General features: G+C 71.8%; 24 protein-coding genes. 6 read left to right on the forward strand and 18 right to left on the reverse strand.

The genetic code is table 11. The features are described 5' to 3' along the window. Nucleotides 1–5 precede the first annotated feature (5 nt). Both ACWDLG_RS19980 and ACWDLG_RS19985 read right to left on the reverse strand, forming a co-directional pair. Entirely contained in the window at nt 6–1,574 is a 1,569-nt protein-coding gene (locus ACWDLG_RS19980; protein WP_449921900.1) for a peroxidase family protein, read from the reverse strand. Further along, complete coding sequence (locus ACWDLG_RS19985) at nt 1,574–2,764, reverse strand: cytochrome P450 (protein WP_449921901.1); 1,191 nt, start codon at nt 2,762–2,764, stop codon at nt 1,574–1,576. Before ACWDLG_RS19985 ends, ACWDLG_RS19980 begins: the two co-directional genes overlap by 1 nt. Before the next feature lie 121 nt (nt 2,765–2,885). On the opposite strand from ACWDLG_RS19985, the gene ACWDLG_RS19990 reads away from it, so the two are divergent. Beyond that, nucleotides 2,886–3,806 carry an acyl-CoA desaturase gene (locus ACWDLG_RS19990; RefSeq protein ID WP_449921903.1) on the forward strand — a complete coding sequence of 307 codons (921 nt, stop codon included), beginning with the start codon at nt 2,886–2,888 and terminating at the stop codon, nt 3,804–3,806. A 139-nt stretch (nt 3,807–3,945) separates the two neighbouring features. Here ACWDLG_RS19990 and ACWDLG_RS19995 read toward each other — a convergent pair whose 3' ends face one another. Next, entirely contained in the window at nt 3,946–4,893 is a 948-nt protein-coding gene (locus ACWDLG_RS19995; protein ID WP_449921905.1) for an NAD(P)H-dependent flavin oxidoreductase, read from the reverse strand. Nucleotides 4,894–4,903: 10 nt separating this feature from the next. Then, a complete protein-coding gene (locus ACWDLG_RS20000) occupies nt 4,904–5,419 on the reverse strand; it encodes a PadR family transcriptional regulator (RefSeq protein ID WP_449921907.1) in 516 nt (171 codons plus the stop codon). Between the two features lie 56 nt (nt 5,420–5,475). On the opposite strand from ACWDLG_RS20000, the gene ACWDLG_RS20005 reads away from it, so the two are divergent. After that, entirely contained in the window at nt 5,476–6,894 is a 1,419-nt protein-coding gene (locus ACWDLG_RS20005) for an MDR family MFS transporter (protein ID WP_449921908.1), read from the forward strand. On the opposite strand, the gene ACWDLG_RS20010 is transcribed toward ACWDLG_RS20005, so the two are convergent. Beyond that, on the reverse strand, nt 6,891–7,334 hold the full coding sequence (locus ACWDLG_RS20010) for a MarR family winged helix-turn-helix transcriptional regulator (RefSeq protein WP_449921910.1): 444 nt from the start codon (nt 7,332–7,334) through the stop codon (nt 6,891–6,893). The genes ACWDLG_RS20005 and ACWDLG_RS20010 overlap by 4 nt on opposite strands. Further along, on the reverse strand, nt 7,331–7,921 hold the full coding sequence (locus ACWDLG_RS20015) for a DJ-1/PfpI family protein (protein WP_449921911.1): 591 nt from the start codon (nt 7,919–7,921) through the stop codon (nt 7,331–7,333). The genes ACWDLG_RS20010 and ACWDLG_RS20015 overlap by 4 nt, the downstream gene beginning before the upstream one ends. Nucleotides 7,922–7,981: 60 nt before the next feature. Here ACWDLG_RS20015 and mads6 point away from each other — a divergent pair, with 60 nt between their 5' ends. Further along, a complete protein-coding gene (gene mads6 / locus ACWDLG_RS20020; RefSeq protein ID WP_449921913.1) occupies nt 7,982–9,304 on the forward strand; it encodes a methylation-associated defense system protein kinase MAD6 in 1,323 nt (440 codons plus the stop codon). Here the strand turns inward: mads6 and ACWDLG_RS20025 are convergent. Beyond that, nucleotides 9,273–11,966 (reverse strand): BTAD domain-containing putative transcriptional regulator, encoded by a 2,694-nt coding sequence (locus tag ACWDLG_RS20025; protein ID WP_449921915.1) that lies wholly within the window; start codon nt 11,964–11,966, stop codon nt 9,273–9,275. The genes mads6 and ACWDLG_RS20025 overlap by 32 nt on opposite strands. Nucleotides 11,967–12,046: 80 nt before the next feature. Between ACWDLG_RS20025 and ACWDLG_RS20030 the strand changes: the two genes are divergently transcribed. Next, entirely contained in the window at nt 12,047–12,961 is a 915-nt protein-coding gene (locus tag ACWDLG_RS20030; protein ID WP_449921916.1) for a M23 family metallopeptidase, read from the forward strand. Between the two features lie 49 nt (nt 12,962–13,010). Here the strand turns inward: ACWDLG_RS20030 and ACWDLG_RS20035 are convergent, their stop codons facing one another. Continuing rightward, the gene (locus ACWDLG_RS20035) at nt 13,011–13,829 is read right to left on the reverse strand and encodes an FKBP-type peptidyl-prolyl cis-trans isomerase (protein ID WP_449921918.1); all 819 of its coding nucleotides are present in this window, start codon (nt 13,827–13,829) and stop codon (nt 13,011–13,013) included. Between the two features lie 153 nt (nt 13,830–13,982). Here ACWDLG_RS20035 and ACWDLG_RS20040 point away from each other — a divergent pair, with 153 nt between their 5' ends. Both ACWDLG_RS20040 and ACWDLG_RS20045 read left to right on the forward strand, forming a co-directional pair. Next, on the forward strand, nt 13,983–15,032 hold the full coding sequence (locus tag ACWDLG_RS20040) for a DUF2293 domain-containing protein (RefSeq protein WP_449921920.1): 1,050 nt from the start codon (nt 13,983–13,985) through the stop codon (nt 15,030–15,032). Next, complete coding sequence (locus ACWDLG_RS20045) at nt 15,029–15,421, forward strand: MmcQ/YjbR family DNA-binding protein (RefSeq protein WP_449921922.1); 393 nt, start codon at nt 15,029–15,031, stop codon at nt 15,419–15,421. The genes ACWDLG_RS20040 and ACWDLG_RS20045 overlap by 4 nt, the downstream gene beginning before the upstream one ends. On the opposite strand, the gene ACWDLG_RS20050 is transcribed toward ACWDLG_RS20045, so the two are convergent. The 10 genes from ACWDLG_RS20050 to ACWDLG_RS20095 all read right to left on the reverse strand — a co-directional run bounded on the left by ACWDLG_RS20050 (nt 15,383) and on the right by ACWDLG_RS20095 (nt 24,052). Continuing rightward, the gene (locus ACWDLG_RS20050) at nt 15,383–15,952 is read right to left on the reverse strand and encodes a LysE family translocator (protein ID WP_354909486.1); all 570 of its coding nucleotides are present in this window, start codon (nt 15,950–15,952) and stop codon (nt 15,383–15,385) included. The genes ACWDLG_RS20045 and ACWDLG_RS20050 overlap by 39 nt on opposite strands. Before the next feature lie 159 nt (nt 15,953–16,111). Then, nucleotides 16,112–17,290, reverse strand: coding sequence for a kynureninase (locus ACWDLG_RS20055; RefSeq protein ID WP_449921924.1), 1,179 nt, complete (start codon nt 17,288–17,290; stop codon nt 16,112–16,114). Continuing rightward, the gene (locus tag ACWDLG_RS20060; protein WP_449921926.1) at nt 17,287–18,255 is read right to left on the reverse strand and encodes an amidohydrolase family protein; all 969 of its coding nucleotides are present in this window, start codon (nt 18,253–18,255) and stop codon (nt 17,287–17,289) included. The genes ACWDLG_RS20055 and ACWDLG_RS20060 overlap by 4 nt, the downstream gene beginning before the upstream one ends. 4 nt (nt 18,256–18,259) lie before the next feature. Next, nucleotides 18,260–18,772, reverse strand: a complete 513-nt coding sequence (locus tag ACWDLG_RS20065; protein ID WP_354909480.1) for a 3-hydroxyanthranilate 3,4-dioxygenase — start codon at nt 18,770–18,772, stop codon at nt 18,260–18,262. Then, entirely contained in the window at nt 18,769–19,179 is a 411-nt protein-coding gene (locus tag ACWDLG_RS20070; protein ID WP_449921928.1) for a RidA family protein, read from the reverse strand. Before ACWDLG_RS20070 ends, ACWDLG_RS20065 begins: the two co-directional genes overlap by 4 nt. Next, nucleotides 19,179–19,889 (reverse strand): 2-keto-4-pentenoate hydratase, encoded by a 711-nt coding sequence (locus ACWDLG_RS20075; RefSeq protein ID WP_449921930.1) that lies wholly within the window; start codon nt 19,887–19,889, stop codon nt 19,179–19,181. The genes ACWDLG_RS20070 and ACWDLG_RS20075 overlap by 1 nt, the downstream gene beginning before the upstream one ends. Beyond that, nucleotides 19,886–20,890: a 4-hydroxy-2-oxovalerate aldolase gene (dmpG, locus tag ACWDLG_RS20080; protein WP_449921932.1), complete on the reverse strand. Its 1,005-nt coding sequence runs from the start codon at nt 20,888–20,890 to the stop codon at nt 19,886–19,888. Before dmpG ends, ACWDLG_RS20075 begins: the two co-directional genes overlap by 4 nt. Then, a complete protein-coding gene (locus ACWDLG_RS20085; RefSeq protein WP_449921934.1) occupies nt 20,887–21,858 on the reverse strand; it encodes an acetaldehyde dehydrogenase (acetylating) in 972 nt (323 codons plus the stop codon). Before ACWDLG_RS20085 ends, dmpG begins: the two co-directional genes overlap by 4 nt. Continuing rightward, nucleotides 21,855–22,649 carry a 2-keto-4-pentenoate hydratase gene (locus ACWDLG_RS20090; protein ID WP_449921936.1) on the reverse strand — a complete coding sequence of 265 codons (795 nt, stop codon included), beginning with the start codon at nt 22,647–22,649 and terminating at the stop codon, nt 21,855–21,857. Before ACWDLG_RS20090 ends, ACWDLG_RS20085 begins: the two co-directional genes overlap by 4 nt. Continuing rightward, nucleotides 22,646–24,052: an aldehyde dehydrogenase family protein gene (locus tag ACWDLG_RS20095; RefSeq protein WP_449921937.1), complete on the reverse strand. Its 1,407-nt coding sequence runs from the start codon at nt 24,050–24,052 to the stop codon at nt 22,646–22,648. The genes ACWDLG_RS20090 and ACWDLG_RS20095 overlap by 4 nt, the downstream gene beginning before the upstream one ends. Between the last annotated feature and the right edge of the window lie 25 nt (nt 24,053–24,077).

Genomic DNA, 24,077 nt, shown 5'->3' on the forward strand with positions numbered 1-24,077 from the left:
GCCGGTCATGGGCGGTCCAGGCGGGTCATGCTGACGTAGCGGGGCCGCGGGTCCTCCGGGGTGTTCCTGCGGACCACGTCCGCCAGGCACCGGGTGCCCGCGATGATCCGCATGCCCTGGGGCGAGAACGTCGCCGGGGTGAACACCCGGGGCGCCAGCAGCGGGTTCGTCAGCGCCTGGGAGAAGGCGTCGATCGCGATGATCTTCGTCAGCAACGGCGGCAGTATCGCCTCGGGCGAGCCCGGCTCCTCGGCGAACAGCCCGACGTACAGGTCGAGGTCGTCGACCCCCCCGTACAGCGACCGCAGCGCGTCGGCGACCTTCGGGTCGCCCGTCACCTGCTCGAAGCGCCGCACCCGGGGGAAGCGGCAGTGCTCCCGGTAGCTGTTGTACGGCGCCAGGCCGAGCGAGCGCGAGTCGGCGATGCTGGCGATGTCCACCTCCCGCAGGAGCGGGTCGGTGTTGAACAGGCTGATCCGGCCCGCCCGCTGCCGGGAGGCGTCCTCGAAGAGCCTGCCGAGCCCCATCTGGGGGATCAGCGGTCCGCCGAGCAGGGTCTCGGCCATCGGCAGCTCGCGCCCGCCCACCGACAGCGTGGACGGGATCAGGCTGTGCCAGCGGTAGACCAGGTTGAACTCCACCGAGGCCCAGTTCTCGCGGTGCCACGGGACGCGGGCGAGACGGGCCGACAGCCGCGGGTCGAGGGTGAACCGGAAGTGGTAGGGCGTGATGTGGTTGATGTACTCCTCGACCACCAGCTTGATCAGCATCACGATGAGGATGTTGCGCGTGGTCTGGAACAGCCTCTCGTCGTCCCATCGCGGGTAGTGCTCGGCCAGCAGGGCGGCCACCCGGTTGTGCTCGCGCAGGAACAGCACGGTGAGCATGGTGAAGCCGAGCTGGATGTTGCCGCGGTCGCTGCCGGTGGCGAACAGGGTGTCGCGCTGGGCGTCGGTGAGCTCGTCGAAGCGGATCACGCTGAGCGGCGCGAACTCCGGCTTGATCTTGCCGTTCTCGCAGAGACGGGGCGGGAACTCGCCGCCGTCGATGAGCCGGCTCTTCAGCCGGCCGCCGGTGAACGTGCGCAGGGCGGCCGTCGCCGCCCCGTGCAGGCCGTAGAGCTGGTTGAGGTCGATGTGGTGGTTGGAGGTGTTCTTGCGGGGGTCTCGGGGCGTGGCGGTGTCGCCGCGCAGGAAGCCGTCGGTGAACCACTGGGCGAAGTAGGCGAACAGCACCGTCGAGCGGGGGCAGGGGATCATCTCGGCGTCCCTGGTGAACAGGTCGGCCGCGCGTTCGGGGGTGGGCCTGCCCTCGGCCCCCTCGACGGGGGGCAGGTGCCGGCCGCTGTAGGAGCGGTCGGTCAGTGAGGCCCACGAGGTGTAGTCGGCCATGGTGCTGAGCGGTTCGGGCCGCGGCGGCATCTCGCGGACGGCGTGGTCGATCAGCGTGGCGTTGACGCGCCGCCGTACGGGCTGGACGGCCTGCACGATGTCCCAGAGCGGCCGCGCGCTGGTCAGGGCGAGGAACCTGAGCCGGTTGACGGCTCCGTCGGTGGCGATGGTCCGGGCGGTCATCAGGACTCCAGGGCGAGGACGAACCGGTCGGGGAAGATCCCGTTCGAGCGGGAGACGCCCTCGATCACCTGCACGCCGGGCCGCCGCAGCAGCCGCCGTACGGCCTCGCAGATGACCACCCTGGCCGGATGCACGCCCAGGCACGCGTGGTGCCCGTGGCCGAAGAAGAGCTGGTGCCGGCCCGGCCGGTCGAGCCGGAAGGACTCGGGCTCGGCCAGCACGTCGCCGTCGAACATCGCGGAGGCGACGGCGGCCAGCACGAAGGTGCCGGCCGGGATCGGTGTCCCGGAAAGTTCGTGGTCGCGCTCGCAGATCCTGGGAAGCAGCTTGAAGAAGGGGTTGAACCGCAACGCCTCCCACACGTAGCGGTCGAAGTCGTTGTCGCACGCGGCCGCGGCCAGCACGTCGGGGCGCAGCAGCAACTGCTCCGTCGCCTCGACCATCGCGCCGGGAGCGCTCTCCAGGAACCCGAGCGCCAGCCCCGCCATGTTGATCACGAGCCGTTCGTCGTCGAAATCGGTGGCCGCGAGCCTGCCGAACACGTCGCCGGACGGCCCCGCCCCCGACCGCCGCACGGCGAGTCGCTCGCGCAGGTAGGCCATCATCTGCCTGCCCGCCTCGACGGAGGCGGCCTGGACGGCGGGATCGCCGAGGTAGTTGGCGAAGCAGTCGGTGATGATGGTCCGCGACCACCGCGACAGGGTCTGCGGGTCGGGGCCGGGGAACCCGAAGTACTCCGCGCACACGCCGAGCGCGACCGGCCTGAACAGGTCGTGCACCACGTCGATCTTCCCGTACGGCGCCGCCGCGTCGAGCGCCTCGTCGGCCAGGCGGCCCGCCAGCGCCCGCACCTCGACGACGTCGTCGGGGTCGAGCACGTACCGCATCAGCCCCTTGTCCCGCCAGTTCATCGCCGTGGCGTCCCTGGCGAGCATGAACGCGCCGCCGAGGGCGGCGTCGAGCCGCGGCCCGAACGAGCGGACGCTGAACACCTCCTCGTCGGAGAGCACCTCGGTGACGTCGGCGAAGCGGGTCACGACCGTGAAGACGGGGGTCACGAAGACCGGGCGCCGGCTCCTCAGCTCGGCGTACAGCTCCCGCCACTCGGTTCGCATCCACTCACGGACCAGGCCGAACGCGGCCATCGGATCGCGAGCCAGCACGTCGTCGTACCTGTCCAGATGGCCCATGACGCTATGTAGCCACATCGTGACGGCCGATCCCGATGGCTACCCTGTGGAGTGTTTTGGCTCTCCTGGGTAACTGATCCGTCACTCAAAGGCAACTGCCGTGACCTTCGGGCCCGATCCTATGAATGAGGGCGTGAATCCGGAGACCGTCGCGGTCGGCAGCGGCCGCCGCACCGCCTATCTGGTCGTCCTCGTGATCCTTCCCCTGTCGCTCGTGGCGCTCGCCGTGCCGGCGGCGTGGGGCTGGGGCATCGGGCCGCGCGACGTGGTCATCGCGGTGGCGATGTACCTGGTCAGCATCTTCGGGATCGCGATCGGCTACCACCGGCTCTTCACCCACCGGGCGTTCCGGTGCGCCAGGCCGTTGCGGATCGCGCTCATGCTGGCCGGGGGGATGGCCGTCGAGGGTCCTGTCACGCTGTGGTCGGCCGAGCACCGGCGCCACCACAAGTACGCCGACAGGGAGGGCGACCCGCACTCCCCCTGGCGCTACGGCGACAGCGGCCTGGCCCTGCTGCGCGGCATGGCGCACGCGCACGTCGGCTGGTTCTACACCGCCCGGCGCCGCTCGAACCGCCGGCACTGGGTGCCCGACCTGCTGGCCGACCCCGACGTGCGGCGGTTCGACGCCTGGTATCCCGCGGTGGCCGTGCTGTCGTTCGCGCTGCCGGCGGTGGTGGGCGGGCTGTGGTCGATGTCGTGGACGGGCGCGTGGACGGCGCTGTTCTGGGGCGGGCTGGTGCGCTACGCGGTCGTCCACCACGTGACCTGGTCGGTCAACTCGATCGCCCACACCTTCGGCTCCCGCCCGTTCGCGACACGGGACCGCTCGTCGAACGTGCCGTGGGTGGCGTGGCTGACCCTCGGCGAGGGCTGGCACAACTGGCACCACATGGAGCCGACGTGCGCCAGGCACGGAGTGCTCCCCGGCCAGCTCGACCCGAGCGCCCGGCTGATCCGCTGGTTCGAGCTGGCGGGCTGGGCCCACGGCGTGCACTGGCCCGACCCCGCCCGGCTGGCGCGCGCCTCCCGCGCCCCCTAGAACCTCCGATCCCGCCCGGCTGCCGCAGCGCCTTCCGCGCCCCCCTAGAACCTCCGATCCCGCCCGGCTGCCGCAGCGCCTTCCGCGCCCCCCTAGAACCTCCGATTCCGCCCGGTCGGCGCGGCGCCTTCCGCGCCCCCTAGAACCTCCGCAGCAGCGCCGCGGCGGTCGCGAAGTCGGCGACGACGTCGGCGGCGGGGCGCCGCTCCCGCACGAGGCCCACCGCCTCGCTCGCGTAGACGACGGCGACGTCGTAGTCGCCGGCGGCACGGGCGGCCGCCACAGCGGCGTGGGCCTCCTCGTCGGCCGCCAGCGCCTCCTCCTTGCCCTCCCACTGGTCGAAGAAGGCGTTGCGCAGCCCGCGCCCGCCGTACTCGGGGGGCCAGCCGAGCCGCTGGGCCACGTCGAAGACCCGCCCGTAGACGGTGTCGGTCTCCGCCGCGGCGAGGATCCTGCGCAGCGCGGGCGCCGAGACCATGGTCTCGCTGCAGGCCAGGAACGCGGTGCCGACCCAGGCCCCCTCGGCCCCCGCGGCGAGCACGGCCGCCAGCCCGCGCGCGCCGGCGATGCCACCGGCGGCCAGCACGGGGATGCCGACCGCGTCGAGGACGCCCTGCAGGAGGGGCAGCGTGGCGACGTCGTTGCGGCCGTGGCCGCCGCCCTCCCCGCCGCGGGCCACGACGGCGTCGACTCCGGCCGCCTCGGCCTCCCTCGCCTCCCGGGTCGTGCCCGCCTGCGTGACCACGGTGATGCCGGCCTGCCTGAACGGCTCGACGTAGCCGGCGTAGGGCCCGAAGCTGACCGACACCAGCGCGGGCCTGGCGGCCAGGACGGCGTCGATCTGGCCGGGGTTGCCGGGCAGCGTCCATGCCATGAGGCCGATGCCGTACGGCCGGCCGCTCTCCGCCGCGACGGCGGCCTCGTCGGCGATCCACTGGGCCGACGCGGTGGCCGGCACGCCGATCATGCCGAGCGCGCCCGCGGCCGAGATCGCCGCGGCGAGGCGGCCCGCGCCCACGCCCGCCATGGGGGCGCCGACCAGAGGAACGGAGAGACCGAAACGGTCAGTGAGCCAGGTACGTGTCATGCCGGCAGTCTTACCCCGTTGACGTGCGGAGATCCGCGATGGTGTCGTCGGCCCACGCGATCGTCGTCCGGATGTGCCGCAGCCCGTGGTCGAGCGCGTAACGTCCGTAACCCCGCTCCGCCCCGGGTCTGGCGTGCAACGCCTCCAGCAGGCGCAGCTTCTCGACGTACCGCTCCCGCAGCCGTTCGAGCGCGGCCACCGCCTCCTCCGGATCTATCACCGGCAGCAGGAAGGCCTGCAGCGCGCCTTCGCTCCTGACGGTCAGGCTCGGCGTCTGCTCCACGACCCACGCGCGCAGGTGCTCGGTGCCCTTGGGGGTGATCGTGTAGGTCTTGCGGCCCCTGGCCCCCTCCGCGTCGACGGTGACGAGCTCGTCGGCCGCCATCTTCACCAGCTCGGGATAGATCTGGCTGTGGCTGGCCTGCCAGACGTAGTTGAGCGAGGCCTCGAACAATTTGGCCAGGTCGTAGCCGCTGGACGGGCCCGATGCCGTCAGCAGGCCGAGCAGCGCGATCCGTAGGGACATGACCACGATGATACCTCAGCTTTGACATGTAAGTCCTTACATGTCAATCTCGACGCATGTTGCTGATCCTGGCCGTTCTTGGCGGCATGTTCCTGGCGATGCTCGACCAGACGATCGTGGGCACCGCGCTTCCCGAGATCACCGCCGAGCTCGGCGGCACCGACCTCTACACCTGGGTCGTGACCGCCTACCTCCTGACCTCCACCGTGACCGTCCCCCTGTACGGCAGGCTGTCCGACCAGCACGGCCGCAAGCCCCTGCTGCTGATCGGCGTGGTGGTCTTCCTGGCCGGCTCCGCGCTGTGCGGCCTGGCGCAGGACATGCCGCAGTTGATCGCGTTCCGGGCGCTGCAGGGCCTGGGCGCCGGCGCGTTGCTGCCGTTGTCGCTCGCGTTGATCATCGATCTGTTCCCGCCCGAGCGAAGTGCCCGCGTGCAGGGCGCGGTGGGCGGCGTGATGGCGTTGAGCTACCTGGCGGGGCCGTTCCTCGGCGGGTTGTTCACCGACCACGCGAGCTGGCGGTGGGCGTTCTACGTGAACCTGCCGATCGGCATCGCGCTGGTCGCGATCATCGCGTGGCGCCTGCCGTACCTGAAGGGCACGGGCGGGGGGCGGCCCGACTATCTCGGTATCGCGGTCTTCACCGTCGCGATCAGCGCCCTGCTGGTCGGCCTGACGGAGAAGGGCGTCGACGGCAACACCTGGACCGATCCCGCCGTCGCGGGGCCGATCGGCGGCGCGCTGCTGGCGCTGGTGGCGTTCGTGCTGGTGGAGCGGCGGGTCGCGAGTCCGATCATGCCGCTGCACCTGTTCGCCGACCGCACCTACACGCTGGTCATGGTCACGTCGTTCTTCACGGCCTTCTGCATGTACGCGGGCGTGGTCTTCCTGCCGCGCTACTTCCAGCAGGCGCTCGGTGCCAGCGCCACGGACTCGGGCCTGCGGATCTACCCGCTGATGCTCGCGATGGTGGCCGGCAGCGCCGTCATGGGCACGCTGATGTCCAGGACCGGCAGGTACAAGCCGTACCTCGTCGCCGCGCCGTTCCTGCTGGTCGCCGGGTCGCTGCTGTGCGTGAACCTCGGTCTGGGGACCTCGAGCCTCGCGCTGGCGGCGTGGATGGTGCTCCTCGGCCTCGGCATGGGCCCGATGCTCTCGGGCCTCACCGTCGCCGTGCAGTCCACGGTGGCGCCCCAGCACATCGGCACCGCCTCGGCCAACCTCTCCTTCTTCCGGCAGATCGGCGGATCGGTGGCGCTGGCGATCGCTGGCACCGCCTACGGGTCGGTCATCACGTCGGAGGCGCCTCTGCACGGCCTGCGGGCCGCGCACGCCGCGGCGAACGCCACCGTGATCCCGTGGCTGGGCGTGTCGGGCGCGCTCATCGCCCTGGTCGCACTGCTCGCCCTGCCCAGCCGTGGCATCGTGCGAAGGAACGGCCCGCGCCCCGGCGCCGAGGCGCTGGCCGCCGCCTAGGAGGTCTCGATCGCCTCGAGCGCGGCCGACAGCCGCCGCAGCGCCTCGACCGCGGCGCTCCACTCGGCCTCGCCCAGCTCGGCCAACATCCGCTCGGCCAGTTCCTGGTGCCCCGGATCGATCTTCCTGACGGCCGCCAGTCCCTCGGGAGTCGGCCGCAGGAGCTTGGCCCTGCGGTGGGCGGGGTTGGGCAGGTACTCCGCCAGCCCCTTCTCCACCAGCAGGTCGGCGATGCGCTGCACGCCCTGGCGGGTCATCCCCATCACCCTGGCGATGCCCGCCACCGGCAGCGGTTCCTTCAGCACCGCGCCCAGCACCTGCCACCAGGCGGCGGTGAGGCCGGCCGGCCTGGCCAGCCTCTCCGCCACCTCCATGAACTGCCCGTTGAGCCGGAACGCCGTCAGCGCGCTCGCGGACAACAGCGCTCCGGACTCGCTCATGGCGCCATCAGCACCTCGACCGCCGTCGCGTCGCTGTGCTTGAACAGCCTGAACCACGCGTCGAGCTTCTCCGGCTTGTAGACGTCGAGCGCGGCCAGGACCTCCCTGCCGAAGGCCACCGGCTCGGTCGGCCCCGCCGTGACGAGGCCGCGGTCGGTCACCGCGTCGGCGTCGACGTAGTGCTCGGCGCCGTTGTAGCCGTCGCGCTGCACATAGCCGGGGAACGCGCTGGTGTGGTCGCGGTCGTCGAGCAGCCCCTCCGCGGCCAGGCCGGCGACCGCGCCGCAGATCGCCGCGACGGGCACGCCCGCGTCGAGGAACTCGCGCGCCTTCCGCGCGAACGCGACGTTGCCGCCCTCGTCCCAGAGCTCCGCGCCGGGGAGGATCAGCATCGCGCTGTCCGCCGGAGAGAGCTGGTCGATCGTGATGTCGGGCAGGATACGCGAGCCGCCCATCGTGACGATCGGCTCGGCGCTCTCGGCCACGGTGACGATGTCGTACTGCTCGCCGCGCAGGTGCGCGGTGGCGTATCCGGTCTCCCAGTCGGCGAGGGTGTCGTAAACGGCGAGGTGAACGATGCGCTTCATGACAACATCCTGTCATTACGACAACGTGTTGTCAATCGAAAATCTGCAAGGATGTGCCCTATGGCAGAGATCGTCGGGGGCGGACGTCCGGTCAACGACGCCGAACGGCGGGTGATCGCCCATCTGCGCGACCACGCGCCCCACGACTGGCTGCTGCTGCACAACGTCGAGATCCCGCGCAGGGGCGACCTGTTCGAGGTCGACCTCATCGTGCTGACCGGCCACTCCCTCGTGGTCATCGACGTCAAGGGCACCAGGGGCCGCATCGAGGTCGCGGGACAGCGCTGGTTCCCGCCCCGCAGGGAGGCGTTCGGCTCGCCCGTGGCCAAGCTGCGCGGCACGGCGAGGGCGCTGAAGGGCCTGCTCGTCGACAAGCACCGCGAGCTCGAACGCGTCTACGTCGACAGCCTGGTCGTGCTCTCCTCACCCGACGCCGAGCTGGTCGACCGCGGAGGGCGCGAGGCCGGCAACGTCACGTCCCTGCCCGACCTCGTCGCCGCGCTCGCCGACCCCGGCAGGGTACGGCGCGGCGGCACCCGCGACGCCAAGCCGTACCTGCCGCAGATCCTCGACGCGCTCAACGCCACCGTACGGCGCAGCACCGCCCCGCCCAGGTTCGGCAACTGGGAGGTCGCCGAACGGCTCGGCGGCGACAGCAGGGTGACCGAGTACCGCGCCTTCAACGCCACCGTGCCGGGCAGCGAGACCGTCCTGCTGCGCGTCTACCAGGCCGACCCGCTGGCCGACCAGGAGCAGCGGGCCGCCGAACGGCAGCGCATCGCCAACGCCTACCAGTCGCTGACGCGGATCCCCGCCCACCCCGCCGTCGTCAGGTCGCGCGACTTCTTCGCCATCGACGACGAGAGCAGGTTCGTGCTCGTCCTGGACGACGTGCACGGCAGGGCGCTCCACCTCCAGCTCCAGGAGCGCAGGACCGACCTGGTCAAGGGGGCGCTGCGGGGCATGCTCTCCGGCCTGGCGCACGTGCACGCCCACGGGGTGGTCCACCGGGCGCTGACGCCCGCCTCCGTGCTGGTCACCGAGGATGGCCAGGCGATGCTCACCGGGTTCGACTACGCCAAGGGCGCGCCCAGGGCGTACACCGTGGCCAACGAGCTGAGCAACGTGCTCGACGCCCAGTACGTCGCCCCGGAGTGTCACGACCGGCCCGACCTGATGACCCCCGCGTCCGACGTCTACGCGGCCGGCGTGATCGCCCACCAGCTCCTGCCCGACGGCGCCGGCGGACTGGTCCAGGAGATGCTGCACCCCGACGCCGGCAAGCGGCCGAGCGCGGCCGAGGCGCTCGCCGCCCTCGACGGCACGGCCGTCGCGGTCACGGAGGGCCGGATCAGACGGCTTCTGCGGCGAGTGATCCCCTGAGCGCCACGGCCTCGCTCAGGTAGTCGCGGGCCAGCTCGGCCCGGCCGGCCGAGCGGTACAGCTCGCCGAGGAGCTCGGCCGAGGACGCCTGGCCGCTGCGGTCGCCGAGCCGGCGGAAGACCGCCAGCGAGCGTTCGAGCCCCGTCGAGGCGGGGACCAGATCGCCGCGGGCGGCCTGGAGCCCCGCCAGCCGCTGCAGGGCGTAGGCGCCGCAGTGCAGGTCGCCGAGGCTTTCGAAGATCTCGAGCGCCCGCTCGACGTGGTGTCCGCCGAGCTGGACCGACACGCAGCCCTCGCGGTGGACGTCCCCGAGCTCCTGGGCCAGGCGCAGCGCCTGCCCCAGCCACTGCTCAGCCTGGGCCGCGTCGCCGGACTTCAGCCAGACCCTGCCGATGGCCTGGCGGGTGTAGGCCTCGCCGTTGAGGTCGCCGATCGCGCCGAACATCGCCAGGGCGCTGCGGAAGTGGGACAGCGCGGTGACGTGCCTGCCGCGGAACTGCGCGACGGCGCCGAGCCCGGAGACGGAGGTGGCCTCCGCCCTGACGTCGCCGAGCTCGCGGAAGATCCGGCGGGCGCGGGCGAACATCTCCTCCGACTCGGCGTAGCGGTCCTGGTAGAGGCAGACCTGGGCGAGGCCGCGGAGCATGGCGGCTTCGCCGTACCTGTCGCCGGCGACGCGGGCGGCGGCCAGCGCGGTGCGGTGGGTGCGCTGCCAGGCGTCGAAGTGGCAGCGCAGGTCGAGGTAGGGGACCAGCGCGGCGGCCAGCCCCCACGCCTGCTCGGCCAGGCCCGCCGCCACGGCCAGGCCCACGGCGTCCTCCAGCGCCCCCTGCTCCACCTCGAACCAGGCCAGCGGGTCGGCGGTGAGCATGTCGAGGGTGCCTCGCGGCAGCCACCAGCGCGCCGCGGTGGCCGAGCTGAGCGTGAAGACGGTCGTGGGCAGCTTGGCCGTGGCCACCTCGGCGGTCGCGGTCCACCCCGCCACCACCCTGGCGAGCGCGGCCGGATCGCCCCGCTGCTCCAGCGCGTGGCACCTGACCAGGTCGGGAAGCTGGTAGCGGGGCTGGCCGAGCCGGTCGGTACCGACCAGGGTGAGCAGGTCGGCGTCCACCAGGGCGTCCGTGACGTCGTCCGCCCGGTGCCGGTCGAGCACGGCGTCGACCACCCAGGCGGGGATCGCGGCGCCGCCGAGCCTGCCGAGGGTGTGCAGGGTCCTGGCGGCCTCCCCCGGCAGGCCGCGGTAGCTGTGGTCCAGCCCCGTGCGCACGTCGAGGTCGCCGATGCGCAGCTCTCCTATCCTGCGGTTCTCGTCCATGAGCCGGCTCTGGAACACCGCGAGCGACCAGCCGGGGCGCGCGGCAAGCCGGGCCCCGGCGATCCGTACGGCCAGCGGCACGTACCCGCAGGCCCGCACGATCGCCGTGGCCGCCTCCGGCTCCCGCGCCGTTCTCTCCTCGCCCACGATGCAGCTCAGCAGTTCCTCGGCCTCGGCGCGCGCGAGCGACTCCAGGTGGATCTGGAGCGCCCCCGGCAGCGAGGTGAGCTTCGTCCTGGCGGTCACGATCACCGCCGACCCCGGGCCCGGCAGGAGCGGCCGCACCTGCGTGACGTCCGGCGCGTCGTCCAGAACCACGAGCATCGGGCGGTCGGCCAGGATCGTGCGGTAGAGGGCCGAGCGTTCGGCCACCGAGTCGGGGATCGAGGTGGCCCCCATCGCCCTGAGCGCCTGGGCCAGCAGGTCGGCCGGGTCCGCGGCGGCGAGGCTGAGGAACAGCTGCCCGGCGGGGAACCTCTCGGCGAGCGCGTGCGCGGCGCGGACGGCCAGCGCGCTCTTGCCCGACCCTGGAGGCCCCGAGATCACCGCGAGGGAGAAGGCGCCGGCGAGGGCCGCCGACTCGCGCGCCCGGCCCACGAAGTCGGGCACGTCCGGTGGGAGCTGGCGCGGCACGGAGACCGAGGAGCCTCTCGGCAGCTCCCCCGCCAGCACCCTGGCCTGCACCTCGCGCAGCCCCGGTCCCGGCTCCACGCCGAGTTCGGCGACCAGCTGCCGCCTGATCGCGGCGTAGCTGGACAGCGCCTCCGCCTGGCGCCCGCTCCCGTGCAGGGCCAGCATGAGCTGCCCCCACAGGTCCTCGCGGAACGGGTGCTCCGCGCACAGGGGACGCAGCAGGGCGACCGCCTCGCCGTACTCGCCCTGCGCGAGGAGGGCGGCGATGAGCTCGCGGGCGGCGGCCAGCCGTACCTCGGGGAGGGCGGCGAGCCTGCGCGTCCACAGCGGGTGGTCGGGCAGGTCCACCAGCGGGGCGCCGCGCCACAACGCGAGCGCGGCGGCCAGCGAGCCGGGGTCGCGGCGGGCCACGAGGTGCTCGAACTGCAGCAGATCGAGGTCCTGGGGGGCGACCTCGATCAGGTAACCGGACCCTTCAGCCCGGATGCGCGCGCCGAGGGAGGAGCGCAGGGAGCTGGTGTAGGTGCGCAGGTTCGCCTGGGCCGAGCGGGGCGGGCGGTCCCACAGCACGTCGACCAGCAGGTCCGCACCGACGAGATGGTTGGCGTCGAGAAGCAGTGTGGCCAGCAGCATGCGCGGTTTCCTGCCGGAGATGCGCAGTGGCCGCCCTCCGGCCCGCGCCTCCAGCGGACCGAGCACATGGAAGGACACCATGGCAGCCCTCTGTACGTTTTTTGTGCGGATTATCCCCACCCTGGGCCCTGGCAAGACATATCGGTGCGGAAGGGGTCCCAGTGAAACTCCGAGCAGTCGCCATCGCGGGCTTAGCCCTGTTCCTGAGCGTCGCCGCCGCCGACCCGGGCGACGGCGGCGACCCACCCAACGAGGTGACGGCCGACGTGAGCGTCATGGCCACCAACTTCCAGCTGCCCTTCCCGTGCGGGCAGTCGTGGAACGGCAACAGCAGCGCCAGCGACGCCCACCAGTCATGGGAGATCGACTTCAACAGAGGCAGCACCCCGGACGCCGACCTCGGCGACCCCGTGGTCGCCGCCGCCGCCGGAACCGTGGTCATCTCCGCCCACCAGGGCTCCACCAACGGGTACGGCAACCTGGTCAAGATCGACCACGGTGGCGGATGGGCCACCTACTACGCGCACCTGAACGTCCGCTCCGTCAGCGCCGGCCAGACCGTCTCGCAGGGCCAGAAGATCGGCACCGTCGGCAACACCAGCAAGCCGGGCAACTACATCTCACCCCACCTCCACTACGAGGTACGGCTCGGCACCAGCTACCCGTCCAACATCCAGAAGGCCGTCTTCAACGGCGTCACCTTCGGCTACCCGATCCAGACGCTGACCTCGAGGAACTGCGGCAACACCACCAACCCCTACACCCCGCAGGAAGTGTGCGGCGCCGGCTACAGCGTGATCGACTCGGCCGCCCTCGGCTCCTCCGGCACGGTCTACCTGCTCTACAACAGCGGCAACGGCTACAACTGCGTCGCCACGATGAAGAGCACCTCCCTCGGCACCGCCACGGCCACGACCGCCTACCTGGAAGTGCAAGGCAGCGCCCGGATCACCGACTCGGGCAACTTCTCGTACTACGCGGGACCGGTCCGCGCCGCTGCCGCCGGCAAGTGCGTCAGGTGGGGCGGCAAGGCAGGCACCGCCACCTACGACAGCCCCTTGGAACACTGCGGCTGACCAGCCCCGGCCAGGGCCTCCACAGCGCGGTGGAGGCCTCTGTCGCGCGTCACACCAGGCCGATGACGTCGACCACGTAGACAAGCCGGCTCCCCGCGGGGACCGTCATCCCGCCCGTCGTCACGCCCTTCTCCGGCACGGCGGGCGTGGTGATGGCGACCCTGCTGCCCACCCGCCTGCCGTCCAGGCCCTCCACCCAGCCGGGCGGCACCGCGCCGTCCTCCAGCACGACGACGCGCGGGCCGCCGCCGGCCGACGAGGAGTCGAAGACCTTCCCGCTGGGCCAGCGGGCGCCGACGTACTGCACGACCACCCTGGATCCGCGCGTCACCGGCGGGCCCGAACCGTCGATCAGGACCCCCTCGCGCAGGGGGTCGGGCAGGTCCGGCAGCCGCTTCCCGACCAGCCTCGCGTCCGGCGGGTATCCGGCGAGGATGTCGAAGACCAGCACCAGCGTCTCGCCCGGCGCGGCGCTGCCCAGTGCCTCGGGCGGGCCGTACCCGAGGTGGGCGGGGCCGACCAGCATGACCCTGCTGCCGGCCGGACGGCCGAGCAGCGCCCGCTCCCACGCCGGCGAGACGTGCCTGCCGTCCAGGACGACCGTGAGGGGCCGCTTGGTGTCGTAGGTCGTCACGTACGGCTTGGCGCCGTCCCACCGGCGGATCTCGACCTCGGTCAGCACCACGTCGCCCCGCTTCGTGAACGGGCCGGACCCCTCCGACAGCACGCTGACGACCGGGGTGTCCGCGGGGCGGCGCGAGGGCAGCTCGATGACGGGCCGCTCGCCGAACGCGCCGGTCACCGTGGGGGTGGTGGCGGCGCAGGCGCCGGCGAACACCACCAGGCAGAGAAGGGCGAGCGCGCGCACGATGATGACCTAGCCGGGATCGTGCCAAGCGACGCCTGACCACCTGCCATCTCCCCGCAAACCCCCGCACAGCGGGCCGTACCCCGAGGGGAGCCCGGCCACCACCCGCGGGAGGGGAGCCGACGCGCCTGAGGGGCGGCACACTGGTGTGCTGTGAGCCGACCGAACCTGGCGCGCAGGGTCGCGGACGCGGCCGAGATCGCGCTCACCACCCGCAAGTACGTCACCTTCCTCGACGTCGTCACCGGCCTGCGCTGGCTGCACAGCCGCCATGTCGACACCTGGCGCCAGGGCAGGGCCGCCACGCTCGCCGAACTGGCCGCCGTCGACGACGCCCGCCTGCTCGACGCCGTCGTGGCGCTGCGCGAGTGGGCGCGGTCGAAGGGCCTGCGCCCGATGGAGACGCCGTACCTGTCGGGCGGCAGGGACCGGCGCGAGCTGCGCTTCACCACCGCGGGCGAGCAGGACTGCTTCCGCGTGCACTGGCTGTCCCCCGATCTCAGCGACGCCCGCGTCAAACAGCTCACCGAACGGCAGAGCAAGGCGCCCGACCTCGTCGTGGTCTCGCCGCAGCAGCCGTGGACCTGCGCCTCGTGCGGCGACACCGGCCCCTACCTGATCATGGAGGACGACCGGCCGCACTGCCTGACCTGCGCCGACCTCGACCACCTCGTCTTCCTCCCGTCGGGCAACGCCGCGCTGAGCCGCAGGGCCAAGAAGGAGAGCGTGCTGTCGGCGGTGGTCGTGCAGTACAACCGGCGGCGCAAGGTCTACCAGCGCCAGGGCGTGCTGGTGGAGGAGGCGGCGCTGGCCAGGGCGGAGGAGCAGTGCCTGGGCGACGAGGAGGCCCGCGAGGCGCGCCGGGCGCGCGACCGCGAGCGCAGGGCCGAGCAGGACCTCGACCACCAGGCCAGGATGGCCGCCGCGATCGTGCGGCTCTTCCCGTCCTGCCCGGCCGAGCGGGCCGAGTCCATCGCCGCCCACGCCGCCCAGCGCGGCAGCGGCCGGGTCGGCCGTACGGCCGCCGCCAAGGCCATGGACGAGAACGCGATCACGCTCGCCGTCGTGGCCTCGATCCGCCACCTGGACACCGGCTACGACCGGATGCTGATGGAGGGTGTCCCGCGCATGGAGGCGCGCGAGCGCATCCGGCCGGTGATCGAGGCCAAACTGTCGGAGTTCAAGGGTAGAACTCAGGGATGAGCGACTGGCATGCCGTCCGAGAGGCGGTCCGTGACTTCGCGCTGAGCCTGCCGGAGACCCACGAGGCATTCCCCTGGGGCGAGAGCGTCATCAAGGTCAACAAGAAGGTGTTCGTCTTCCTCGGCATCGACGAGCCCACGGAGAAGTGGAACCCGGCGTTCGGCGTGAAGCTGCGTTCGGAGTCGCACGGCCACGCGCTGACCGTCGAGGGCGCCGAGCCCAGCGGCTACGGGCTGGGCAAGGCGGGCTGGGTGACGGTCCCGTTCGAGAGCGACCTGCCCGAGACCGAGGTGCTGCTCGACTGGGTGGAGGAGAGCTACCGGGCGATCGCTCCCAAGCGGGCGGTCAAGCTACTGGACGGCCAGGCGCAGGGCGAAGCCGACCAGTAGCACTCCGGTGATCCGCTCGACGCGCCGCCGTACCCGGGGGGTGCGCAGCACCGCGCCCAGCCGGTCGATCACGAGCACGTAGACGAGGAACCACAGGAAGTAGAGCCCGGCGAAGACCGCCGACAGCAGCAGCGCGTCGTCGGGTCCGGTCATGAACTGCGGCAGGAACGTCACCTGGAACAGCAGGACCTTCGGGTTGAGCAGGTTGGAGAAGAAGCCGTTGCGGACGTGCCGCTGCCCTGCGGCCCGCGCCTCCTGCGGCTTGGCGCGGAACGACTGCACGCCCAGCCAGAGCAGGTAGGCGATGCCGAGCCACCTGAGCGCGGTGAAGGCGGCCGGTGAGGCGGCCAGCAGCGCCGACAGGCCGAGGGAGGCCGCGGTGGCGTGGACGGTGAGGCCGAGCAGGCCCCCCGCCATGGTGAGCAGTCCCGCGACGCGGCCGTGGGTGAGGGAGCTGCGCATGATCAGCGCGGCGTCCGGGCCGGGGATCATGATCATGACAAGGGCGGTGACCGCGAAGGTCAGCAGCATGGCGGGGGTCTCCCGGAAGCTGGGCGCGCTCCGGGAGACCCGCGGGTGTGCAGGCCGCACAGAACCGCGGACGTACATTGAGGCGCCTTGTGGGCGCCCTTGATGTTACTTGTCCGAATTCCCGTACGGCGCGGCGGGCCTGCCAAGCCGATGGATCGCTCAGGTGACGGCGAGCCGCTGGGCGTACTTCTCGTCCCGCCACAGCTCCTTGTCCAGCACCTCCAGCAGCGTCTGGGCCGCGTCGTAGACGTCCACGTGCCGGATGTAGAGCGGCGCGAAGCCGAAGCGGAGGATGTCGGGCGCCCGGAAGTCGCCGTGCACGCCCCTGTCGATCAGCGCCCGCATCACCGGGTAGCCGTCGGGGTGGTAGAAGCTGACCTGGCTTCCCCTGTGCCGCGGGTCGCGCGGGGAGGCGGGCTCCAGCGCGTCGCCGACCAGGTCCATGAACAGCGAGGTCAGCTGCACGCTCTTGGCCCTGACCAGGTCCATGTCGACGCGCTCCCACACGTCGAGCGCGGCCTCGAGCGCGGCGAACGACAGCACGTGCGGCGTGCTGACGGTGAAGCGCCTGATGCCGTCGGCGGGGCGGAAGCGCGGCTCGAAGGCGAACGGCTCGGCGTGGCTATACCAGCCGGACAGCACGTTCTCGGCGGCCTCGTGGTGGCGCGGGTTGACGTAGAGGAAGGCGGGAGCGCCGGGACCCCCGTTGAGGTACTTGTAGGTGCAGCCGAGCGCGAAGTCGGCCTGCGAGACGTCGACGCGCAGCGCGCCCACGCTGTGGCAGACGTCCCAGATCATCAGCGCGCCCGCCGCCTGGACGCGCGCGGTCACCTCGGCCACGTCGTACCGCTCGCCCGTGCGGTAGTTCACCTCCGACAGCAGCACGGCGGCCACGTCGTCGCCGACTCCCTCGGAGAAGTCGCGCACCTGGCAGCCGAGCCCCTCGAGGATGTAGTTGTCGGTCGGGAAGTTGGTCACGTCGGCCACCACCACGGGCCGTGAAGGCCGCAGCCGCATCGCGGCGGCCACCGCCTGGTGCACCGCGATCGACGTGGTGTTGCCCACCACCACCGTTCCAGGGCCCGCGCCGATCAGCGGGGCCAGCCGGTCACCGGTGGTGAGCGGCTGGGCGTACCAGCCGGCGCTGTTCCATCCGCCGACCAGCTCGCGGCCCCACTCCTCCTCGACCGCCCTGCGGACCCGCTCGGACGCACGGCGGGGCAGCGCGCCGAGAGAGTTGCCCACGAGGTAGATCACGCCCTCGGGCAGCACGAACTCGTCCCTGAACTCCCGCAGCGGGTCGGCCGCGTCAAGAGCCCGACATTCTTCACGATTCACGGTGTTTCTCCAAGAAAAGCCTCGGCATTGCCTCCCAGGATCCTGGCGCGCGCCTGGTCGGAGAGGAAGCCCGCGCCGCTGACCAGCCGCCCCACGGGGGACTCGCCGAGCGGATACGGGTAGTCGGAGCCGAGCATCACACGGTCCTCCCCCAGCGTGTCGACCAGCAGCCGCAGCGCCCGCTCGTCGAAGACGACGGAGTCGACGCTGAAGCGGTCGAGGTAGTGCGAAGGGGGATGCTCCGAGGTGCCGATGACATCGCTCCTGCGGTGCCACGCGTTCTCGAAGCGGCCCAGCCAGAAGGCGAACGAGCCGCCTCCGTGGGCGAAGCAGATCCGCAGCGTCTCCGGCACGCGGTCGAAGACGCCGCCGAGGATCATCGCCAGGATCGACAGGTGGGTCTCGGCCGGCATGCCGACCAGCCACTGCGCCATCCACCTGTCGAGCCTCGGCCCCGTGGGCATGTCCCACGGGTGGACGAAGACGGGCACGTTCCTGGCCGCGCAGTGCTGAAGGAACTGCACGACCCCCTGGTCGTCGAGGTCCCTGTCGCCGACGTGGTTGCCGATCTCGACGCCCCGGTGACCGGCCGCCAGACACCGGTCGAGCTCCTCGCAGGCCAGGTCGGGATCCTGCAACGGCACCTGGCAGAACGGGATCAGCCGATCGCCGTCGCAGATCTCCAGCGCCAGGTCGTTGAAGATCCGCGCGACGTTCGCGGCCTGCTTTGCCGGGCGGTCGTAGGCGAAGAACACCGGCGTCGGGGAGACGACCTGCCGGTCCACGCCCATCGTCGCCAGACGCACCTCGGGATCCCAGCAGTCGTCCTGGATCCTGCGGAAGTCGCGGTCGTTGACGACGATCATCGCCTCGCGCTCGGAGTCGATCCGCAACCGGGGCGCGCCGGGCCAGCCCAGGTCGGGCCAGCCCTTGGCGACGTAGTGCGTGTGGACGTCGACGATCACGCGGTCAGCCCTTGCCGGGGTGCAGGGCGCCGCAGTTGTCGCAGGTGCGCGCCTTCTCGTCGGAGTAGAACGCCTCGAAGACCGGCGGCAGGTCCTTGACGATGTCGCGGACCTGGAGCTCGACCTCGTGGACCATGGCGGCGCACTGCTGGCAGTACCACCTGAACTTCTCCAGCGTGCCCTCCGGCCTGATGCGCTCGATCACCAGGCCGACAGAGTCGGCCTCGCGCTGCGGGGAGTGCGGCAGGTTGCCCGGCAGCAGCCACATCTGGCCTTCGCGGATGTGGACGGTGTCGGGTCCTTCCGGAGTCATGACGTTGAGGTGCATGTTCCCCTTGATCTGGAAGAACAGCTCCTCGTACGGGTCGACGTGGAAGTCGGTGCGCTGGTTGGGGCCGCCGACGACCATGACGATGAAGTCGTCCGCCTGCTCGAAGACCACCTTGTTGCCCACAGGCGGCTTGAGCAGGTGGGCGTGCTCGTCGATCCACTTGGTGAAGTCGATGGGCGGGATCATGCGCGCTCCTTGGGTGAGTAGGCGACGGCCTGCATCTCGATGAGCAGGTGCGGGTGCGGCAGCTGATGGACGGCCACCGTGGTGCGCGTGGGCCCGGTCTCGTCGAAGAACTCGGCGTAGACCTCGTTGTAGCCCTTGAAGTCGTTCATGTTGACCAAGTACGTGGTGATCTGTACCAGGTCGGCGAGGTCGGCTCCAGCCGCGCGCAGGATGTCGCCGATGTTCTCGATCACCGCTCTGGTCTGCGCGCGGATGTCGAGGTCCGTGGTGCCCAGCTCGTCGACCTCCACACCGGCGAAGGTGTTGTTGGGCCGCCTGGAGCTGGTCCCCGACACGTAGAGGAAGTCGCCCGCCCGCCTGACGTGCGGGAACCTCCCCCTCGGCGTGGCCTTTCCCTCGACCAGCATCACAGCGTCACCTGCCCGAGTCGCTGGATCTCCACCCGCACGTGCGCGCCGGCCCGCAGCGGCTCGGCGGGCGTGGCGGCGCCCGCCAGGAGGATGGCGCCCTCCTCGATCACCAGCCCCACCCGGGCGGCCAGCCGGGCCGCCTCGACGATCGCCCTGCGCGGGTCGCCGAGGATCGCCGCCGTCGACCCGACGTGCACCGGCCGCCCGTCGATCTCGAAGATCACACCGAGGTTCCAGTCGTCGACGTCGTAGGGCCGCCACGGCCCGATCGCGTAGCCCGCCGCCGAGGTGTTGTCGGCGATGACGCTCTCCAGCGAGAACCTGAAGTTCTCGTAGCGGGAGTCGATCACCTCGATGCCCGCCGCGACCGCGGCCACGGCGCCCGGCCGCCGGGCGTCCTCGACGCTCTCGATCCTGCGCCCGACCAGGTAGACCACCTCGGGCTCGACCCTCGGATGGATGTAGGCGCCGTGGTCGATCTCGGCCATCGACGGCGTCAACCGGCCCAGGATGAGGTCGTCGACCCCCATCTGGCGGCGCTTGGCCTCGCTGGTGAAACCCAGCTTGACGCCCGACAGCGGCTCGCCGCGCAGGGCGACGACCTCGGCCTGGATCTCGTAGGCGGTGGCGACGTCGAGCCCGTCCCCGGGCTGGGGAATGGGCATCCTGGTGCGCGCGGCCTCGTGCAGCGCCTGCGCCAGCTTCATTTCGTCAGGTCCAATGCGATGTCGACGATCATGTCCTCCTGGCCGCCGACCATCCCGCGGCGGCCGGCCTCGGCCAGGATCTCGCGGGTGTCGACGCCGTATCGCTGCGAGGCCGCCTCCGCGTGCCGCAGGAAGCTGGAGTAGACGCCCGCGTAGCCGAGCGTCAGCGTCTCCCTGTCGACCCGCACGGGGCGGTCCTGCAAGGGCCGCACCAGGTCGTCGGCGGCGTCCATGAGCGCGTAGAGGTCGCAGCCGTGCTGCCAGCCCATGAGGTCGGCCACGGCGACGAACACCTCGAGCGGCGCGTTCCCCGCGCCCGCCCCCATCCCGGCCAGCGAGGCGTCCACGCGGGTGCAGCCGTTCTCCACCGCGACCACCGAGTTGGCCACGCCCAGGCTGAGGTTGTGGTGGGCGTGGATGCCGATCTCCGTCTCGGGCCTGAGCGCGTCACGGTAGGCCCTGATCCGCTCCCTCGCGCCGTCCATGGTGAGGCCGCCGCCGGAGTCGGTGACGTAGACGCAGTGCGCGCCGTACGACTCCATGAGCTTGGCCTGCGCGGCGAGGACCTCGGGCGGGGCCATGTGCGACATCATCAGGAACCCCGCGACGTCCATGCCGAGCTCGCGGGCGGTGGCGATGTGCTGGGCGGAGATGTCGGCCTCGGTGCAGTGCGTGGCGATCCTGACCGAGGTGACGCCCAGCGCGTGAGCCTTCCTGAGGTCCTCGATGGTGCCGATGCCCGGTAGCAGCAGCGTGGTGAGCCTGGCGTTCGTGACGGCACCCGCGACGGCCTCGATCCACTCCTCGTCGGTGTGCGCGCCGGGGCCGTAGTTGAAGCTGCCGCCCGCCAGACCGTCGCCGTGCGCGACCTCGATCGCCGCCACGCCGGCCGCGTCGAGCGCGGCGGCGACGGCGGTGGCCTGGTCGAGCGTGTAGCGGTGGCGGATGGCGTGCATGCCGTCCCGCAACGTCACGTCCTGCAGGTAGATGCGCGGGCTCATGCCCAGCCCTCCTCGTCGCTCGACCCCGCGTGACCGGCCGGCGCGGCGACCGGTACGGCCGCGGCGGTCTCCGCGAGCCGTTCGGCCGTGCGCAGGGCGGCCGCAGTCATGATGTCGAGGTTCCCCGCGTAGGCGGGCAGGTAGTGGGCCGCCCCCTCCACCTCCAGGAAGACGCTCACCTTCACCCCGCCCCGCGCCCCGTTGGCCAGCGTCCACACCGGCTCGTCGGCCGACACGGGCGTGAACTGCACCTCCTGCTTCAGCCGGTACCCGGGCACGTACTCCTGCACCGAGGCCACCATGGCGGCCACCGATGCGGCCACCTCGTCCTCCTCGCAGGAGTCCACGAGGCAGTAGACGGTGTCCCGCATGATCAGCGGCGGCTCCGCCGGGTTCAGCACGATGATGGCCTTGCCCCGCCGCGCGCCGCCCACCTGCTCCAGCGCCCTGGCCGTCGTCACCGTGAACTCGTCGATGTTGGCCCGGGTGCCCGGCCCCGCCGACTTCGAGGCGATCGAGGCCACGATCTCCGCGTAGGCGACCCCGGCCACCCTCGACACCGCGGCCACGATCGGGATCGTGGCCTGGCCGCCGCACGTCACCATGTTCAGGTTGGGCGCCGACAGGTGGGCGTCGAGGTTGACCGAGGGCACCACGTAGGGGCCAAGCGCGGCGGGCGTGAGGTCGATGACGCGCTTGCCGTACGACTGGACGACGGCGGCGTTGTGCGCGTGGGCGCCCGCCGAGGTGGCGTCGAGCACCAGGTCGACCGACTCGAAGGACGGCAGCGACACCAGCCCCTCGACCCCGGCTGAGGTCGTCTCCAGGCCCCTGCGCCGCGCCCTGGCCAGGCCGTCCGAGGCGGGGTCGATGCCCGCCATGGCCACGACCTCGACCTTCTTCGAGAGCAGGGCCTTGAACATCAGGTCGGTCCCGATGTTCCCCGAGCCGATGATCGCCAGCCTCATGCGAACACCGCCCGCACCGAGCCGAGACCGTCGATGACCGCCTCGAACACGTCGCCCTCCTCGACCGGCACGACGGGGCCGAGCGCGCCGGTCAGCACGACGTCTCCCGCGCGCAGCGGGTAGTCGGTGCCGCCGAGCGTGTCGGCGAGCCAGACCGCCGCGTTCAGCGGGTGGCCCATGCACGCCGCGCCCGCCCCGGTCGACACCTCCTGACCGCGCCTGGTCATCGTCATCCCCGCCAGGCGCAGGTCGAGCCCGCGCAGCCCCACCGGCGTGTTGCCGAGCACGAAGGCGCCGCTGGAGGCGTTGTCGGCGATGGTGTCGGCCAGGGTGATGTCCCAGTCGGCGACGCGCGAGTCGACGATCTCGATGGCGGGCAGCGCGAAGTCCACCGCCCTGATCACCTCGGCCACCGTGAAGGGCCCGCCCACCAGGTCGTGTGCCAGGACCAGGGCGACCTCCGCCTCCGCCCGCGGCTGCAGGAACCTCTCGTACGGCACCGGCAGCCCGTCGAGGTAGGCCATGTCGGCGAACAGCACGCCGAAGTCGGGCTGGTCCACCCCCAGCTGCTTCTGCACGGCGAGGTTGGTCAGCCCGATCTTGCGCCCGACCAGCCTGCGCCCCTCGTCGAGCGCCCGGCGCGTGTTGATCTCCTGGACGGCGTAGGCCTCCTCCGCCGTGCTCACCAGGTCCTTGACCGGAGCGCACGGTTTGCCCGAGCGCTGGGCTTCGAGCAGCCGGTCGGCCGCCTGGGTGCGAACGTCCACGGCCTCGGCCCACTCGTCGTTCATGCGCCACCTTCCAGCTTGATCGTGATCGTGGTCGGTTCGGAGTAGAAGTCCAGCGACTGGGTGCCGCCCTCCCGGCCGATGCCCGACAGCTTGACGCCGCCGAACGGGGTGCGCAGGTCGCGCAGGTACCAGGTGTTGACCCAGACGAGCCCCGCCTCCAGCCGGCGCGCGACCCGGTGCGCCCGGTCGAGGCCGGTCGTCCACACGGTGGCGGCCAGGCCGTAGTCGGAGTCGTTGGCCAGCGCGACGGCCTCGTCCTCGGTGTCGAACGGCGCCACGTGGCAGACCGGCCCGAAGATCTCTTCCCTGTTGAAGCGGGAGGACTCGGGCAGTCCGGTGACCACCGTGGGCTCGACGAAGTACCCGGGGCCTTCGGGGGCGCCGCCACCGGTCAGGAACTTGGCCCCCTCGTCGCGGGCCAGCGCGTAGTACGACAGCACCTTCTCCCGGTGCTGCGCCGAGATCATCGGCTGCGGGGTGACGGTGGCGGCCCGCTCGGCCAGCAGGGCGCAGAACTCCTCGAAGACGGGCCGCTCGACGTAGAGGCGCTCGGTGCACAGGCACACCTGGCCGCCGTTGGTGAACACCGACCGCACGCTGCCCTCGACCGCCTTGCCGAGGTCGGCGTCGGCGAAGACCAGGCCGGCGTTCTTGCCGCCGAGCTCGAAGGAGATCGGCTTCACCCGGTCGGCGACCGACTTCATGATCGCGGTTCCGGTGCGGGTGGAGCCGGTGAAGGTCACCCCGTCGACCCCTTCGTGCGAGACGAGGAGCCGGCCCGACTCGCCGTACCCGTGGATCACGTTGACCACACCGGGCGGCAGTCCCACGGAGGCGCAGATCTCGGCGAAGAGGGCGGCCGAGCCGGGGGTGTTCTCCGACGGCTTGACCACGACGGTGTTGCCCGCGACCAGCGCCGGGCCCAGCTTCCAGGTCATCAGCAGGAACGGCAGGTTCCACGGCACCACGACCGCGACCACGCCCAGCGGCCGACGCACGGTGTAGCTGAGGACGTCGGGCAGGTGGAAGGCCTCGGCCGGGCGCTGCGCGGCGATCTCGGCGAAGGCGCGGAAGTTGGCCGCGCCGCGCGGGATGTCGAGCGTGCGGGTCTGTTCCAGCGGCTTGCCCGTGTCGGCGATCTCGGCGGCCACCAGGTCGTCGAACCGCGCCTCGATCCCGTCGGCCAGGCGGCGCATCCACGCGGCCCGCTCGGCCATCGGCAGCGCGGCCCAGTCCGGCGCGGCCGCGCGGGCGGCGCGCACGGCCCGGTCGACCACCGCCTGGTCCGCCTCATGGACCTGACGAACCACCTGTCCGGTCATGGGATCGTAGGACGGGAACGGCTCGCCCTCCGCCACCCAGGATCCGCCAATGAAGTGGGCTACCTGCTCAAATGACATCATCCCTCCACCAAGGGGTATAGAACTT

It is taken from the genome of Nonomuraea sp. NPDC003727, from assembly GCF_053586935.1.